This window comes from Rosenbergiella nectarea (assembly GCF_900111105.1).
In the GTDB taxonomy this organism is placed as follows: domain Bacteria; phylum Pseudomonadota; class Gammaproteobacteria; order Enterobacterales; family Enterobacteriaceae; genus Rosenbergiella; species Rosenbergiella nectarea.
The window spans coordinates 261768-278100 of the sequence record NZ_FOGC01000002.1 but is presented as its reverse complement, the minus strand read 5'-3'; the positions used below and the strand labels follow the sequence as shown (position 1 = coordinate 278100).

17 protein-coding genes and 1 pseudogene are annotated in these 16333 nt (G+C 43.9%); 10 read left to right on the top strand and 8 right to left on the bottom strand.

The features are described from left to right. The first annotated feature begins 3 nt into the window (after positions 1–3). From BMX14_RS04205 to hemW, 4 genes are read left to right on the top strand one after another with little or no spacing between them, the layout of a single operon-like run. Complete coding sequence (locus BMX14_RS04205) at positions 4–708, top strand: YggS family pyridoxal phosphate-dependent enzyme (RefSeq protein ID WP_092673243.1); 705 nt, start codon at positions 4–6, stop codon at positions 706–708. 13 nt (positions 709–721) lie between these two features. Next, complete coding sequence (locus BMX14_RS04200) at positions 722–1276, top strand: YggT family protein (RefSeq protein WP_092673240.1); 555 nt, start codon at positions 722–724, stop codon at positions 1274–1276. A 3-nt stretch (positions 1277–1279) separates the two neighbouring features. Continuing rightward, positions 1280–1891 carry an RdgB/HAM1 family non-canonical purine NTP pyrophosphatase gene (rdgB, locus tag BMX14_RS04195; RefSeq protein WP_092673237.1) on the top strand — a complete coding sequence of 204 codons (612 nt, stop codon included), beginning with the start codon at positions 1280–1282 and terminating at the stop codon, positions 1889–1891. Next, positions 1884–3029 (top strand): radical SAM family heme chaperone HemW, encoded by a 1146-nt coding sequence (gene hemW / locus BMX14_RS04190; RefSeq protein ID WP_092673234.1) that lies wholly within the window; start codon positions 1884–1886, stop codon positions 3027–3029. The genes rdgB and hemW overlap by 8 nt, the downstream gene beginning before the upstream one ends. 29 nt (positions 3030–3058) lie before the next feature. Here hemW and mltC read toward each other — a convergent pair whose 3' ends face one another. From mltC to mutY, 3 genes are read right to left on the bottom strand one after another with little or no spacing between them, the layout of a single operon-like run. Then, positions 3059–4135 (bottom strand): membrane-bound lytic murein transglycosylase MltC, encoded by a 1077-nt coding sequence (gene mltC / locus BMX14_RS04185; protein ID WP_092673231.1) that lies wholly within the window; start codon positions 4133–4135, stop codon positions 3059–3061. A gap of 42 nt (positions 4136–4177) precedes the next feature. Further along, positions 4178–4456: an oxidative damage protection protein gene (locus tag BMX14_RS04180; protein WP_092673228.1), complete on the bottom strand. Its 279-nt coding sequence runs from the start codon at positions 4454–4456 to the stop codon at positions 4178–4180. A 12-nt stretch (positions 4457–4468) separates the two neighbouring features. Continuing rightward, entirely contained in the window at positions 4469–5542 is a 1074-nt protein-coding gene (mutY, locus tag BMX14_RS04175) for an A/G-specific adenine glycosylase (protein WP_092673225.1), read from the bottom strand. A 143-nt stretch (positions 5543–5685) separates the two neighbouring features. Between mutY and trmB the strand changes: the two genes are divergently transcribed. From trmB to BMX14_RS04155, 4 genes are all read left to right on the top strand, one after another. Beyond that, entirely contained in the window at positions 5686–6405 is a 720-nt protein-coding gene (trmB, locus tag BMX14_RS04170) for a tRNA (guanosine(46)-N7)-methyltransferase TrmB (protein ID WP_092673222.1), read from the top strand. Continuing rightward, positions 6405–6731, top strand: a complete 327-nt coding sequence (locus BMX14_RS04165) for a YggL family protein (RefSeq protein ID WP_092673219.1) — start codon at positions 6405–6407, stop codon at positions 6729–6731. Before trmB ends, BMX14_RS04165 begins: the two co-directional genes overlap by 1 nt. A 74-nt stretch (positions 6732–6805) precedes the next feature. Then, on the top strand, positions 6806–7522 hold the full coding sequence (locus BMX14_RS04160) for a DUF2884 family protein (protein WP_092673216.1): 717 nt from the start codon (positions 6806–6808) through the stop codon (positions 7520–7522). Between the two features lie 54 nt (positions 7523–7576). Continuing rightward, positions 7577–8572: an MDR family oxidoreductase gene (locus BMX14_RS04155; protein WP_092673213.1), complete on the top strand. Its 996-nt coding sequence runs from the start codon at positions 7577–7579 to the stop codon at positions 8570–8572. Here the strand turns inward: BMX14_RS04155 and BMX14_RS04150 are convergent. Beyond that, on the bottom strand, positions 8569–9363 hold the full coding sequence (locus BMX14_RS04150) for a siderophore-interacting protein (RefSeq protein WP_092673210.1): 795 nt from the start codon (positions 9361–9363) through the stop codon (positions 8569–8571). The two genes, BMX14_RS04155 and BMX14_RS04150, sit on opposite strands and share 4 nt — an antisense overlap. A gap of 266 nt (positions 9364–9629) precedes the next feature. Here BMX14_RS04150 and treF point away from each other — a divergent pair, with 266 nt between their 5' ends. Beyond that, positions 9630–11297, top strand: coding sequence for an alpha,alpha-trehalase TreF (gene treF / locus BMX14_RS04145; protein ID WP_092673207.1), 1668 nt, complete (start codon positions 9630–9632; stop codon positions 11295–11297). Positions 11298–11336: 39 nt separating this feature from the next. Here treF and BMX14_RS04140 read toward each other — a convergent pair whose 3' ends face one another. After that, complete coding sequence (locus tag BMX14_RS04140) at positions 11337–11807, bottom strand: hypothetical protein (RefSeq protein ID WP_092673204.1); 471 nt, start codon at positions 11805–11807, stop codon at positions 11337–11339. Positions 11808–12237: 430 nt separating this feature from the next. Here BMX14_RS04140 and BMX14_RS04135 point away from each other — a divergent pair, with 430 nt between their 5' ends. After that, positions 12238–12846: a hypothetical protein gene (locus BMX14_RS04135; protein ID WP_092673201.1), complete on the top strand. Its 609-nt coding sequence runs from the start codon at positions 12238–12240 to the stop codon at positions 12844–12846. Between the two features lie 58 nt (positions 12847–12904). Here BMX14_RS04135 and BMX14_RS04130 read toward each other — a convergent pair whose 3' ends face one another. The 3 genes and pseudogenes from BMX14_RS04130 to BMX14_RS04115 all read right to left on the bottom strand — a co-directional run bounded on the left by BMX14_RS04130 (position 12905) and on the right by BMX14_RS04115 (position 16317). Continuing rightward, positions 12905–13156 carry a FaeA/PapI family transcriptional regulator gene (locus BMX14_RS04130; RefSeq protein WP_092673198.1) on the bottom strand — a complete coding sequence of 84 codons (252 nt, stop codon included), beginning with the start codon at positions 13154–13156 and terminating at the stop codon, positions 12905–12907. Between the two features lie 25 nt (positions 13157–13181). Next, positions 13182–14263, bottom strand: a pseudogene (locus tag BMX14_RS17145) (acyltransferase family protein). 47 nt (positions 14264–14310) lie between these two features. After that, on the bottom strand, positions 14311–16317 hold the full coding sequence (locus BMX14_RS04115; protein WP_092673191.1) for an autotransporter domain-containing protein: 2007 nt from the start codon (positions 16315–16317) through the stop codon (positions 14311–14313). Between the last annotated feature and the right edge of the window lie 16 nt (positions 16318–16333).

Below are 16333 nucleotides of genomic sequence, written 5' to 3'. Positions count from 1 at the left end.
GTTATGACATCCATTTCTCAAAATTTACACTCAGTGGAACAACGGATCGCCGATACTGCCAAGCAATGTGGGCGTAGTTCTCAAGAAATTACCTTACTTGCTGTAAGTAAAACTAAGCCTGAGAGCGATATTGTCGCGGCTCATACCGCTGGCCAACGCTGCTTCGGTGAGAATTACGTGCAAGAAGGGGTGAGTAAAATTATAGCCTTGGCTCACTTAGCCGATATCGACTGGCACTTTATCGGACCATTGCAGTCGAATAAGAGTCGCCTCGTGGCGGAGCACTTTGCTTGGTGTCATACCGTTGATCGCTTAAAACTGGCGCAACGCCTTTCAGCGCAACGGCCTGAACATCTGCCACCCTTAAATATTTTGATTCAGGTGAATATCAGTGATGAGTCCAGTAAATCGGGTATTCAGGTTGAAGATCTTGACGAGTTAGCTGCGGCGATTCGTCTGCTTCCCCGGTTAACGTTGCGAGGGATTATGGCTATCCCCGCGCCAGAATCTGACTACCCAAAACAGTTAGCGGTTTGTCAGCGTATGGCGAAGCTTTATCACGCTTTAGCAGAGCACTATCCTGAGGTCGATACGCTTTCCTTAGGAATGAGTGATGACCTTGATGCGGCAATCACCGCAGGCAGTACCCTTGTACGAGTGGGTAGCGCGATTTTTGGTGCCCGTCAGTACCCTACTACTTCAGAATAAGCTAAGGAACACTATGTATACCTTGACGTTTTTGGTCAAAACTTTTATCGAACTATACGTTCTCGTACTGTTATTGCGAATCTGGATGCAATGGGCACGTTGTGACTTTTACAACCCACTGGCTCAATTCGTAGTGAAACTGACTCAACCGATTATCGGTCCATTACGTCGCGTTGTGCCGGCTATCGGCCCAATAGATGGCGCGTCGTTACTTCTCGCGTTTATCTTAACGACGCTGAAGTATCCTTTACTGGTTGCGATTAATCACGGCGGCTTCTCGCTATCACTAAGCTTGCTATTGATTGGCGTTTTATCGCTGCTTAAGGCCGCAGGTAATTTAGTCTTTTGGGTTATTTTGATTCGCTCAATTATGAGCTGGGTAAGCCAAGGCCGTAGCTCGGTTGACCACGTGCTTTACCAACTGACCGAACCGTTAATGTCGCCAATCAGACGTTGGTTACCGGCGATGGGTGGAATAGACTTCTCGGCGATGATCGTCATCCTTATCCTCTATGCATTAAATTACCTCGGAATGGACCTTTTCCCTAACCTATGGGTTTGGTTATAAATTATGACGAATCATCTTTCCCCACAAAATGTTGTGTTGGCCACAGGTAATGCAGGTAAAGTCAGCGAGCTGGCTGAGTTATTACGCGATTTTGGCTTAACCATTACTGCTCAAACGGAACTAGGGGTAGGCTCAGTTGAAGAGACCGGGCTAACCTTTATTGAAAATGCCTTGATTAAGGCCCGCCATGCTGCGCGCGTGACCGGTCTGCCCGCCATTGCCGATGACTCAGGTTTAGCCGTCGATGCCTTACAAGGCGCGCCAGGCATTTACTCTGCACGCTATGCGGGCGAAGCGGCTTGTGATAACGATAACCTGAATAAGCTGCTGACGGCCATGCAGGAAGTTCCCGATGCACAACGACAAGCCGCTTTCCATTGCGTCTTGGTCTATTTAACCCATGCTGACGACCCCACACCTATCGTCTGTTATGGACGCTGGCCGGGAATGATTGCTCGTCAACCTAGCGGTCAAGGGGGCTTTGGTTATGACCCAATTTTTTATGTCCCCGAGCAACAGAAATGTGCAGCTGAAATGAGTAAGGCAGAAAAATCTGCACTCTCCCATCGTGGCCAAGCATTACAGCAACTGATGGAAGCGTTACGTAATGGCTAAAGATTTACCCCCACTAAGTTTATATATTCATATCCCATGGTGTGTCCAAAAGTGTCCCTATTGTGATTTCAATTCTCACGCTCTTAAGGGCGAGGTGCCGCATCAGGAATATGTTGAGCATTTACTGAAAGATTTGGATGATAGTCTGCATCTGGTTCAGGGGCGGAAACTCTCAACGATCTTTATCGGTGGGGGCACGCCAAGTTTACTGAGTAGCCAAGCCATGCAACAACTGATGGATGGGGTACGTGAGCGTATCCCGCTCTCCACAGGGTGTGAAGTCACGATGGAGGCTAATCCCGGTACAGTCGAAGCAGAACGTTTCAGTGGCTACCAGCAGGCAGGGATTAATCGTATCTCGATTGGGGTACAAAGCTTCGATGCCGAGAAGTTAACACGGCTGGGAAGGATCCACGGGCCACAGGAAGCCGAGCGTGCGGCACAGCTCGCGACAGGATTAGGGCTGCGGAGTTTTAACCTCGACCTTATGCACGGCCTTCCCGATCAGAGTATTGAGCAGGCTTTGGATGATTTACGCCAAGCGATAGCGCTAAATCCCCCTCATCTCTCGTGGTATCAATTGACGATTGAGCCTAATACGTTGTTCGCCTCACGCCCTCCCAAATTACCCGACGATGACGATTTATGGGATATTTTCGAACAAGGGGATCAGCTACTGCGTGATGCAGGGTATGAGCAGTATGAAACCTCGGCTTATGCTAAGCCCGGTTATCGTTGCGAACATAACCTTAATTACTGGCGGTTCGGAGATTATCTCGGTATTGGCTGCGGTGCTCATGGCAAAATTACGCTTGCCGATGGCAAGATTATGCGTACTGTAAAAACGCGTCATCCAAAAGGCTTTATGCGGGGAGAATACCTCGACCGACAATTTATGGTTGCCGATGAAGATAAAGCCTTTGAGTTTTTTATGAATCGTTTTCGATTGCTGGAACCTTGTCCGCGTCAGGATTTCGTTGATCTAACGGGACTGGCAGAACAACGGGTACGCCCCGCACTCGATAACGCTATTCAAGCCGGTTATTTACAAGAAACTGCCGAGCACTGGCAAATCACCGCTAAAGGGAAGCTATTCTTAAACTCACTACTCGAAGCCTTTTTACCCGAGACAGAATAAAAAAAGCCTTGCTGAGCAAGGCTTTTTTCTTAATAGCGGAAATAACTGCGCTGGGCTTTATCCACTTTATACAGATAACGTCGTGATTCGGCTGCGGGATGTTTACGTACCAAGATACGGTAGACTTCCGTAGGTGGCATCCCATTGATGATCGCCACCGCTTTATCTTTATTGCTAGAGAAAACCTTCAGCACACTCCCTGCCCCACCATTGTAAGCAGTAATGACTGCATAGCGTCTCGATTGCGGATCGGTAATTCCCCCCAGATAGTTATTCTGTAAAATAGACAGATAAGCAGTTCCCGCATCGATATTATTTTCCGGGTCGAGTAAGTAGCTACGGCTCGGTTTCCCCCATTTCCCCTTCATTCTAAACACATCGACGCCAGCGGTATGTTGGACAACCTGCATCAGCCCTAGCGCATCAGAATTACTGATTGCATAGGGGTTGAAACTGGACTCCGTTTGCATGATGGCCAATATCAGTGAGACATCCACTCCATATTGGTCGGAAGCTCGACGTACCATTGGCAGGTAACGGTGTGCACGTTGGTTTAGGTGGTTTGGTACCATCGGGATGGTAACGGACCAGATAACGTGCATCCCGGAAACGCGACGATGCAATTTATATTTAAGCAGGTAGTCGGCAAAGGTGCCCGCACGGCCTTGCCAGCGAATTGGCTGCCCGGTGTTATCCAGTACCTGGCCGTAAAGTAATGGCTCTCGACTAAGATTGATATCGTTAGCGTCCGAATAGAGGTCAACATTACCCGGGTCTTCACCGATCAACAGTGTCGTAATAATCGCTTCACGTAAGCTGGCCATCGGGTTAGTACCCGAGATAGACTCGATGGTAATTTTACCGCTTTCGAAGTTGATGTGGCTGCGCGTGTAGTAATTATCGCTATACTTTACGTAATCTTTTGGGCCAGCAATCAGAACTTCGTTGATCCCCCATATGTTTTCGATGTTATGCGCGAACTGGCCCATAAGGATATCAAAACCATTGGTGTCCTTTACCCAGTCTTCGTGAAAAACGCTTTTTTTATCACTCGAGCACGAGACAAGCAGTGGCGCGATGAGTAGTAGAGGAATCAATTTTTTCATAAGATGACGTTCTGGCTGCTTAGCGTAAAGTTTTATAATTTGTTAGTTTGACTGCTCAGGGGGCGTGTAGCCATCGATCTGAACGTCCTTTCCTTCAAATAAGAAGCTGACCATCTCTTGCTCAATGATCTTGCGATGTTCTGGATTCATCATATTCAATTTTTGTTCATTGATTAACATGGTTTGCTTAGTCATCCACTGCTGCCAAGCTGACTTTGAAATCTCTTGGTAAATGCGTTTACCGATATCACCTGGATAAAGTTGAAAGTCTTGGCCTTCAGCATCTTGATTTAAGAATGTGCAAAAAATTGTACGACTCATAGGTCAATCCTGTTAATTATTATGCGCTATGGCGAGTTCGTGGCTTAGCTCGTTCAAAATACGTTGTACCGGCGCGGCTAATCCTACCGATTGCGGCTGCGCTAAGTTATACCAGAGAGTAACAGATTCCTCCATTAAAGCCGCAACAGTAGACGGCTCTATCATCACCGGAATTATCTGTAAATGGAAATGGCTAAAGGTATGCTTAAAACTATTTAGCTGTTGCTGCTTACCCTTAATGCCGCGCTGCGATAGCCATTGTTCCATCTCTGTGCGATCTGAAAATTGAGGAAAACTGTACAACCCTCCCCAAATACCTAGGCTGGGTCGTTTTTCCAGTAATACCCGATCGTCTTGCTTCAATAACAATAGCCAAGCTTCGCGAGTAGGGAGATCTTTTTTTGGTTTTTTTCCTGGATAATCTTGCCAATTGTGCTGAGCATACGCGATACAGCCTTCATTTAGCGGACAAAGCTCACATTTAGGGCGAGATCGCGTGCAGACCATCGCGCCTAAATCCATCATTGCCTGGTTAAACGCTGCAACCTCTCGTTGCGGGGTAACCGTCTCGCTTAAGGCCCACAATTTACTCTCGACTTCCCGCTGCCCTGGCCACCCCCCGACAGCATAATACCGGGCGAGCACGCGTTTCACATTTCCGTCTAGAATAGGATGATGTTGACCGAGTGAAAGAGAAAGTATTGCTCCCGCTGTCGAACGCCCTACTCCTGGTAAAGCAACGACCTGCTCAAAAGACTCTGGAAATTGACCTTGGTGCTCACTCATCACTTGGCAGGCGGCTTTATGGAGATTACGCGCCCGCGCATAGTAGCCGAGACCTGTCCATAAATGCAGCACCTGATCAATCGGCGCGGCACTGAGCTCGGCAACCGTTGGAAATTGCACCATAAAACGTTCAAAATAAGGAATGACCGTAGCAACTTGGGTCTGTTGCAGCATCACTTCAGACAACCACACCTTGTAAGGCGTTTTTTCTTGCTGCCAAGGCAGCGTTTTTCGGCCAAACTGGTGATACCATGTCAGGACTTGGCTAGCAAAAGATGACGAATCGGTGGTAGTTAACATCGTTTGTACAGAATTCGTGAAGAGAGATGGATAAATTGCAGCATAGACCTAGCATTAAGTAAACCACTGCTTGGTAAAGGCTTGCTAATCATGCTTAACTTTGCATAATCCCCGTTTAAAATTGAAACATTTGTAGGCTTATTATGATTAATGACGTCATTACACCAGAATTTGATGAAGATGGGCGTCCATTACGCCGGATAAGAAGTTTTGTTCGACGCCAAGGCCGCCTCACAAAAGGCCAACAGCAAGCCATAGATGAACTTTGGCCAATCAATGGGGTTGAATACAATGCTGAGCCTATTGATTTTCAACAGGTGTTTGGCCGAGAAGCCCCGTTAGTTTTAGAAATCGGTTTTGGTATGGGGGCATCCTTAGTTGAGATGGCTAAAGCTAACCCTCATCAGAATTTTTTAGGCATCGAAGTGCATGCGCCAGGGGTTGGCGCATGTTTAGCCAGCGCTGAAGAAGCGGGTGTGACAAATCTACGTGTAATGTGTCACGACGCTGTAGAAGTCTTGGAAAAGATGATCCCTGATAATTCGTTACGCCTGGCCCAGCTCTTTTTCCCAGACCCTTGGCATAAAGCTCGCCATAACAAACGCCGTATTGTGCAGATCCCGTTTGCTGAGTTAATCCTCCGTAAATTAAAACTAGGCGGAGTCTTCCATATGGCGACAGATTGGGAAAACTATGCAGAGCACATGCTCGAAGTTATGCAATCTATCCCTGGCTATATTAACCAATCGCCGGAAGGGCAGTATGTTCCTCGGCCTGATTCACGTCCACTCACCAAGTTTGAACAGCGGGGTCACCGCTTAGGGCACGGTGTGTGGGATTTAATGTTTGAGAGGATTAAATAATGGCTGTTAATCGTAGTCGTCGTTTACGTAAAAAATTACATCTTGATGAGTTTCAAGAGTTTGGCTTTTCTGTCGCTTGGTCATTTCCTGCGGGGACCGATACGGCCACAATCGATAAAACTGTTGATGATTTCATCAGTGAAGTGATTGAGCCACAAGGGCTGGCCTACGATGGCAGTGGCTATCTGCAATGGGAAGGCCTAGTCTGCTTACAAAAAACCGGTAAATGTACCGACGAACACCGAACTGCCGTTAGCCAATGGCTCACGGCAAAAGGCCTAGAAAACGTCCAGGTCACGGAACTGTTTGATGTTTGGTGGGACTAAGTCAGTATAATCTCAAGACGGATAATATTTTCTCTATTATCCGTCAACCTCCTCCCCCTTTCTGGAGAAACTCCATGCTACGCAAAGTTCTACTCGCTACGCTACTTGTTTCAGCAGTACAAGCCCATGCCGCTTACCAGTGTGACTCGATCCCTAAAGATGATATCACCCTGTCATCTCAGAGTGTGGCTGTCGTGGGAAGTGATGGCACCATGGTAATTACCCCTAATGGGGATATCACCTTCAACGGTAAGGCTCTTCAGCCCTCCGCAGCGGTACGCCAACAAGCCATAAATTATCAAGCTGCTGTGCGTAAAGATATGCCATGGATTAATCAAGGAGCCCATCAACGGCTCGATCAAGCTAAAACAGCTTTAGACCGTATCATCACCGAAAAACTCGGAGCAGAAAGTGGGATCCATCAACGCTTGGATAACTTAAACTCCCAATTAAAATTGCAGTTTGCACGAGTTCTGTCGCAGAAAAATGATGTAATGACCTATCATCACAGCGCCATTGATAGCGTGCATCAAGACAGTGAAAAACTGGTGCAAAGTGCGATGGGCGGTGTGCTGCAAGATAGCCTGAACGAAATGGGCAATATGAAGAACCTCAGCAGTAACGGTAACCCATTACAAGCATTAGTCGGTAATCTGGGGGGCTTACAACAAGCGGTCCAACAAGAGTGGAAACAGCACGAAGACGATTTCCAACAGTTTGGCCAACAAGTATGCCAACGTGTAACCCAACTCGAGAAACAGCGTATCGCTCTCTATAAATCTGCAAAATAATAGCGGGGGGCCATTCAGGCCCCCTCTTATTTCAGTATCTGGGAGAAAAAGTTTATGGCGTTCAACGCACTCTGGCTCACCGATCCTAAAACCGATACGGATCCCGCTAATATAGTCCAAGTAGATGAAACCACTCTCCCTCATCTTCCCGTTACGCTCCGTGTCCTGTACTCCTCACTTAATTATAAAGATGCCCTCGCTATCCGCGCTAAAGCCCCGGTTATCCGTCAGTTCCCACTCATTCCCGGTATCGACATGATTGGTGAAGTGATAGCCAGCGAATCGATACAATGGCCAATTGGCAAACTCGCAATCGTCACTGGTTGGGGCATTGGTGAACAGTATCATGGTGGGCTGGCTGAAAAATTTACAGCTAAAGCTGAATGGCTGACCGCGCTACCTGAAGGCATAACCCCCACTGATGCGGCGTTGATTGGCACAGCTGGTCTAACCGCTATGCTTGCCGTTTTACAGCTAGAGCAGCAAGGGATCACCCCCGAAAAAGGCCCAATTGCCGTCAGTGGTGCCAGTGGTGGAGTAGGCAGTTTTAGTACGTGGATTTTAGCGAAACTGGGTTATGAGGTCATCGCAATTAGCGGTGACCGTCACGCCGAGGAATATTTAGTTCAGACCTTGGGCGCGAGTTCAATTCTCCCGAGAAGTGAACTGTCTGAGTCCGGGAGAAAATTACAGCCTGAACGCTGGGTGGGAGCGATTGATTGTGTGGGAAGCCATACCCTTGCCAACCTGCTTGCTGCGACGCAACGAAATGGATGCGTGGTCGCCTGTGGAATGGCTCAAGGACTCGAACTGACTACCAGTGTCGCGCCCTTTATTCTTCGCAGTATACGCTTGGTCGGCGTTGATAGCGTTTACTGCGAAGTCGCGCAGCGTAATGCAGCATGGCAGCGCTTCGCGACATTACTGAGTCATTCGTCTCTGCCAATCCCCTATCAAACCATCGGACTGCAGCAAGCCATTGAGTTTGCCGGCCGGCTCCTTGAAGGAGACATTCGCGGGCGCATCGTAGTACAAACAACCTTTAATTAATCTTTGGCATGCCAATAGGCAACTGCTCTGACTAATTCTGGTGAACAACCCCGCTGCTCAATAAAATGATCGCTGAGCTGTTTCACCGCTTTTCCTTCTCCGGTCAACCATACAAAATGGTCATCCGCCGGAAAATGTAAAGGGTTACTGAGACTGATGCACTGCTCAATGCCTGATGCGTCCATCGCGTTATTTTCTAAACAATGTAAATTGTGATCTGCTAGCAATGCCCCTAAGTACTCTTCAACTACCTGACGCTTAGCAAAAGCGATTAGTAGGACGTTGTCTGCACGGAGAGTATTCAATCGCCGTTTCATGGCAGGCAAGCCCGTCTCATCGAAGATATAAAGTTGTTGGGAATACTCATTAGGAATAATTAACGACCCACGTGGACCGCCAATCGTTAGCGAATCCCCAACACTAACATTTTCCGCCCAGTCACTCGCAATGCCTTGTTCATGTCGATAAAAATCGATGACTAGAGAACTCTGACCGTCAAATTCAAGGGGAGTATAGTCTCGTGACTCAGGACGCTGATTATCTGGCCAAACAATGCCTTCATCGGTTACGGTTGGGATGACTGGTGCCGTTGCGATCTTTTCAGGGAAAAAAAGTTTGATATGATCATCGCTCCCCGGTGAGGAAAACCCTGCCAACGCTTGAGATTGAAAAGATATGCGCCAGAATTGTTCTGCGACTAATTGTTTATCACTAACCGTTAGTGTGCGGAATGTTAACTCATTACGAACACGGTGGGGTGCCTGTCTACCAGAACTTAGGGTTTTAGTCATATGTTCTCCTTAGTAAGAATATGTCGAAGTCTACCTTTGCTCGATTAACTTTAATAGTAATAATTCTTATTATCATGTTACGACTCATATCATCCTTTACAATCCCAACTCGAGTAACCTGTTCACTCTTGTACATTAAGACTTAAAGGAAATCTTCGCTTACACTCACTTAGGTAGTCTCTGTACGGTCTAACTATAGTTCATTGTCTATACTGAATTAATACGCCCGTTGCTTATAACCCTATGTGTTAAGGAGGCAATTCTCCATGTCGCGACAACAGAAAGAGCAGATCCTAGATAACGAAAAGGATAGTTATAAGGATAACGGTCTGTACGAAAACGCTCAGGAATTTGAATTGACTGACAATGATAACGATCATGAGCCAGAGCCTGAACACATCGCAGGGATGCCATCTGCCGATGCGCTGACCCCTTCTGACCGCTATTTAGAATTATTCGAAGATGTCCAAAACCAACACATCTTCGAAGACAGCAAAACCTTTGCGGATTGTGCCCCCAAATACGACCCCGTTGATATTTTGATTCTGTATCGTAAATTGGCGCGTCGTAGCCAAGACTTCTCTCTGCGTCAATTTGTACAAGATAACTTCCACCTACCGGAAGAACCTCATAATTATGCTCATGCCGAAACAGAGAAGAGAACGCTTAGCCAGCATATCGATGCGTTATGGCCAGTGATGATCAGAAATCCAGAAAGTCACCATCCTAATACGTCGCTATTACCTTTGCCTAAGCCTTATATTGTCCCAGGCGGACGCTTTACCGAGGTTTATTATTGGGATTCCTACTTTTCAATGCTGGGATTAGCTGAAAGTGGCAAAATCGATTTACTCAAAAATATGACTGATAACTTCGCTTGGTTGATTGAGAAATACGGCCATATTCCCAATGGCAATAGAACCTATTACCTCAGCCGTTCACAGCCACCTGTTTTCGCGCTAATGGTCGAGCTATGTGAATCGGCTAATATTGGCGGTAGCGAGCAATATTTACCTTACCTGATTTCTGAATATCACTATTGGATGGATGGTTCAGGCTCCCTCAATCCCAATCAGGCATTTCGTCACGTGGTCAAAATGCCGGATGGATCGATGCTCAACCGATATTGGGACGATCGCGATACTCCTCGCGACGAATCGTGGCGCGAAGATATCGAAACAGCTTCATCATCGAGTAGGCCCTCAAGAGAAGTATTCCGCGATTTACGCGCAGGTGCTGCCTCTGGATGGGATTACTCATCTCGTTGGTTACGAGACCCTATGAGGCTAGCCAGTATCCGTACCACGCAATATATCCCGATCGACCTCAATGCATTTTTATATAAATTAGAATGCACGATATCGAGTATTGCCAAGAAAAGTGGTGAAGACCTAATAGCTTTGGCATGGGAGAAAAAGGCTGAAGCGCGTATGAATGCTATTAACCACTGGCTATGGGATGCAAAAAGTGGTGTGTTTCGCGATTACGACTGGCGCAGGGAACAATTCGGACTCTTCAGTGCAGCGGCTTCGGTGGCCCTCTTCACCGAACTCGCCACTCCAGTACAAGCTCAACGTATTGCTAAACAGATTAGGGAACAACTCCTCGCATCCGGTGGCTTAATCTCGACAACAATAGAAAGTGGTGAACAATGGGATAAACCCAATGCTTGGGCACCCTTGCAATGGATGACTATTCAAGGCTTAAAAAAATACGGCGAAGATGAGCTAGCAAAGGAAATAGCCGTTCGTTGGCTTAAAACGGTGAGTAAACTTTTTAAAGAAAAACATAAATTAGTCGAAAAATATAATGTGGTGGATGAGGATAATGTGTCTGGTGGCGGCGGAGAATATCCTCTCCAAGATGGTTTCGGTTGGACCAACGGGGTAACCCAATGTCTACTCAAAGAGTATGGACATCATTTAGAGAAATGAAAAAAAGGCCTCCTATTGGAGGCCTCTAACGATAACCCATTAATTGGTGCTATCGCTGATTGATTTTTTTGCACTCGCGGCAGCGTCCTTAGTCTTCTGCCAAGCGCTGCTAGCACCTTGTTTAGTGCTATCTACGCCTTTAGAGGTGGCCTCTTTGGTTTTGTTCCAACCTTCTTTGGTCCCTTCTTTGGTTTTATTCCAACCCTTAGTGGTACCTTCTTTAGTTTTGTTCCAGCTATGTTGTGCACTTTCTTTAGCTTTAGTGCTATCGCTGTTATCACCTTGTAGACGATGCTTCGCTTTGTCTACGTTTTCATTGAGGCGGTTTTTGGATTCAGTCGTTGTTTCAGATGCGCGGTCTTGAGCTTTTTGTGAAGTCTCAGACGCACGGTTTTGAAGTTGCTGAGTCTTCTCTTGGAGTTGCTGAGAAGCAGTAGGCGTCGTATCAGCAAACGCATGGGAAGCCAAAAGTGTCATTGAAATTGCCGCTGCAGTTAATGTCTTTTTCATTTTGATCAATCCTTGTAAGTTGTAATGCCTGTTAAAAACATAGCAATCAAAATGAAAACTGACAAGCAATGAGGCTTAAAACGGAATTTTCTTACATAGATAATGTGCCACGATCACTTAGCGTCGATGAAGTAATGATTATCTCAACATATAAGGGGAAAGATTGGGCATGAAGATAATCATTCCACAGAAAACTAAGAAAACACTTAAAAAGTGAAATATTAAGACTTTATCCAAATTAAAGTTATAAAAAGTAATATTCCCATTTTAAGCGTTTTTTAAATTTGCATATGGAAGAGAAAGAGAAAGCCTGACATAATCGACCTAATCTACTAAAAATTAATAGGATAAAATTAAGAAGCAGAGATTAACATCCCTAACTAATTACTGAACATACACTTAACTTTAACTGTAATGATTATGGTGTTATATGAATAACAAGGAATACGTTCGTTCTATAGCTATCATTGATACATGCAATTTTACAAAAATTGCAATTGAATCAGTCTACCAAAAAATATCTAGGAATATATTAGTACTACGTTTTAATTCTGTACAAGAACTTATCCAATACCCTCAGCGGTCTCAAATTGATCTTGTCTTCTATGATACCTTAACCACCAATAGCGTGATTATTGATCCAGAGTTAGACATTAAAAAAATTAGAGATAGCATTAGCGGAGTGAAAATTTGTATCTTTTCGATATTACATCAATTCATGTCGATCAAAAGTGCAGATTATGAAATTGATAAAAGGTTATCTTTAGAAGATTTTAACTTCTTTACACGTGTGCTCTGTCAAGACGATGGTGAGCGCTGTAAGAGAAATTACAGTGTTGTATTTTATGATAGGATCAACTTATCTAAAGAACAGGTATCGTTGTTGCGTGGCTATCTATTGAATTTAAACACAAAGAATATCGCTGACATCTTGCAATGTAACCTCAGGAAAGTTTATTTTTATCGTGAGGGCACACTGCGAAAAGGAAAACTCAGAGAAAATTTCTATAAAGATATTGGTAGGTTAATCAATCCTTAATGCGCTAAAGGCTACGTTGTAATAAAGCGGAGCCTTTAGCGTTTTAGGCTAAAAATTCTTAACGTGGTACTTTAATGAACCAACGAAGAGAATTGGAGTATAGTTGAGGGGATTTGATAATTTTCCCCTCTTCGACCAATTGGAGGAGCAAGCTCCTGGTAACATAGATACTTGAATCACATTTATCTGAAATATCACGTGTTTTAGGCCATAACTCTAAATCCGGTAATTGGCCCTGTTTAACCTTTGCGCTGTTATGTATTTCACATAATTCAGATACGACTTTTAGCACTTCGTCCTTTTTACTCATTGAGTAATCTCCGTTATAGAATCATTCATAATCTGAATATATATTTCTTTATTTTTCTCGATAATCCCTCTTCGACATAGAGACAGAAAAAATAACTAATAACCCAAGAAAAAAATAAAGATATAAAAAAAAGATTAAATCTAGCTGAAAAACTCCCAAACACTTCACTTCCGAATAGCTGTGTTGATATTTCTATAATGGTAAAAATGACAGCCATATGTAATAGATAAATCGAATAAGATATTCTAGAAGTAAACACTAAAAACCTTGGAACACTTCTTTTGTTTACATCGAAGATCTTTATACTATAGATAAAGACGAACAATGCAGGTATGAACATAAGCCCCATATGTGGATCAGAGAAAAAATAGAGAACCTTTACTTCTAGATAAATTAATATTAAAAAAATCACTATCATTGAAATAAAAATAGAATCCCTAACACGTCCTATAAATGAAGTCACCTCTTTCAAATAGTAGGAAATGAAATAACCCGTTATAAACTCAAGGATAATAGGATTAGTAGCCATGTTAAACCATGCCATTATACCCTGGCTAATATCCCTACCCGAGTATTGCAATAGAAACTCGACGATAAAGATCACGGATAACAAACAAATAATCGCTACTTGTCTATGTTTAGTGATTAGTATACTAATACATACGATTAGGTAAAAAAAAACTCATAATTCAGGGTCCAACCTACGTCTACAACTGGAGAGCCATAGGAGGGTCCTCCTTCAGACAATTGTGGTAGGAATAACAGACTCTTAATCAAGGCCCAAGCCCCTGTAGAGGTAGAATGTAAGGTGTAATTTGTTCCGACATAAAGTAAAGTCACGATAATATAAGCAGGACAAATGCGTATCAATCTGTTAGTTATATACTTTATTGAGTTGTATGATGATGAATCGTATCTGGCTGTATTATGACACGCTAAAAAGCCACTGATGATAAAGAAAATATCAACACCTATATATCCCCTGCGTAAAAATGTTGATTCTAAGGGATGGATAAACCAGCTGTAGTGGTAGAGCACCACAGTAATCACAGCAATGCCACGCAGCGCCTCTATAGCTGATATTCTATTACGATCATTAATCACCATGCTCACCTCATATCTAATAGAGGGAAGATCCCTCTATTAGAATTAACTCAGAAAGTAAAATTCAATCCTGCAGAATAATAGATATCGGATCTTTCATTCCTAATTTTAGGAAAATCTGCGGTAATAAAAGCTTGAGTACTATTATTAATATTAAATGAAGTACCTAACTTAACATTAATATTAGAACTATCTTTTTCTTTAGTGGGTGTGGTAAAGCTTGTCCCTGTGCTTTTCAAGCTTCCACTGATAGAGCTTTCCTTCTTATAAAGAGGGTGGATATAATTCACTTCGAAAAATGGATTAATGCGACTATTCTTCCAAGAGAAATGCCAACCAGTCGATAGATAACTATCGGAAAAACGGTGACGGCTAAATTTCATTGAACTACTGGTCGACGATTTTTCAACAAACCCATTAACTTTACCCTTTCTGTAAAGGACAGAGACGTGGGGACCATGAGAAATCTGCTCACCGATTGCGAAATCATAACCTGCATTTATCGAACCACTGAGATGATTACCCTTAGAAACGCCACGTTCTTTCCTCAATGCTTTACCTAACGGAATGGTACGCGTAATGTCATCAAATTTTATATCACCGACACTGACTTGCGTTGATAACCAGCTTTTACCTAAGAGTAGTTGGGCAAAGAGGGAAAAGGTTTTTTGGGTATAATCAGTATGTAAATAAGGCCCCAGGCTTAAATTATTAGCTCTGCCGATACTAAAGCCTCCCCCTACAGCGAAATACTCATTAGCATTGATAATGACCCCTAAATTACTCTGCTCCCGTGGTTGCTTTGACGAAGAGTTTTGTGCGACACGTTGTCCCTGATAACCACCGAAGAATTGGTAAGGCCGTGAGTTCAGTCTATTCTGCCGGAAGAGAGATAATTGAGTCATAAGGAAACTATTCTGCCCTAACATCAAACTTTGCACAGGTTCGGCGAGTTGAGAGACCATTAAAGGTGCATTAACTAAAGCCGTTATATACTGCGCGATGATTTTATGAGCTTCAGGACTTGGATGAAACCAATCTGAGAATAGGTAAGTTTGGTCGTCATGCCAAGAGGGTTGCGCTTGGTTACAGAAAGGAGCACCGACACCAATCTGACATATTGGTACCAGAATATTGTCAAAACCGTAACTCAACGGGTCATCAATCATTTCTTGAAACAGACTATAGCTATCAACATAAGCTATGTTCCCTTTCAACCCTGAGAGACTTGACTCAAGGTCATGATTAAACTGTTGGGTTAAACGGTTCTCCATTGAGAGCAGAGTACGATAAACATTCGCTATGAGATCATGAGGTAAACGTAAACCGTAGTTATTCAACACTTTGGATAAGGAAGTAATAATAGCTTCCTGACGCTGCTCTTCACCATAGACATTACCCTGCTGACGTAGGGAGTTATCTTGAATCAGATATAAACTTGGAAGATCCAAAATATTGCCACCTAGCAACATTTGAGAAAAACCAAATAGAGCTGTGGCAGTCCAAGGACTAAGACCAGCATTAGGAAGGTTTGGTACCACCACTAAACCAGCCCCTTTATCCAGTAAGGTTCCAACTTGCCTCGCGACAGCTTGTGGCGCATCAGAGAGTTGATAATTAACACCTTCATTGAAGAGATTACCAAAATTTAAATTTAACAAACTCATTTCTACATCAGTAGTAATATCATTCGCCCCTGCCCAAAATATGTATAAATCATCCTTACTTGCCTTACCATTGTTTCGGGTTAAATACTCATCTACTTGTTTTTCAGTTTTGTAAATGAGTAAAGGCGTATTGCTTGCGGTAGCGCCTGATAAAGAATAATTGTTACCACCTGCCGTACTAACGATTAAATCCTTATTAGTAAAATTTAAAGACAATATTTCATTGTAAAGCAGAGAATTATCACCAGCAATATATCTCGATTTTGAACCGAATAAATCTAGGGCACCGCCATCGCTCAAGCTATCACCGAAACTGATAACGTTTTCAAAAGCGAAGAGAGGTGTGGTGAAGCAAGATGCAAAAATCAGTGAAGCAATTGATTTTTTCATTTAACATCCTTATTAA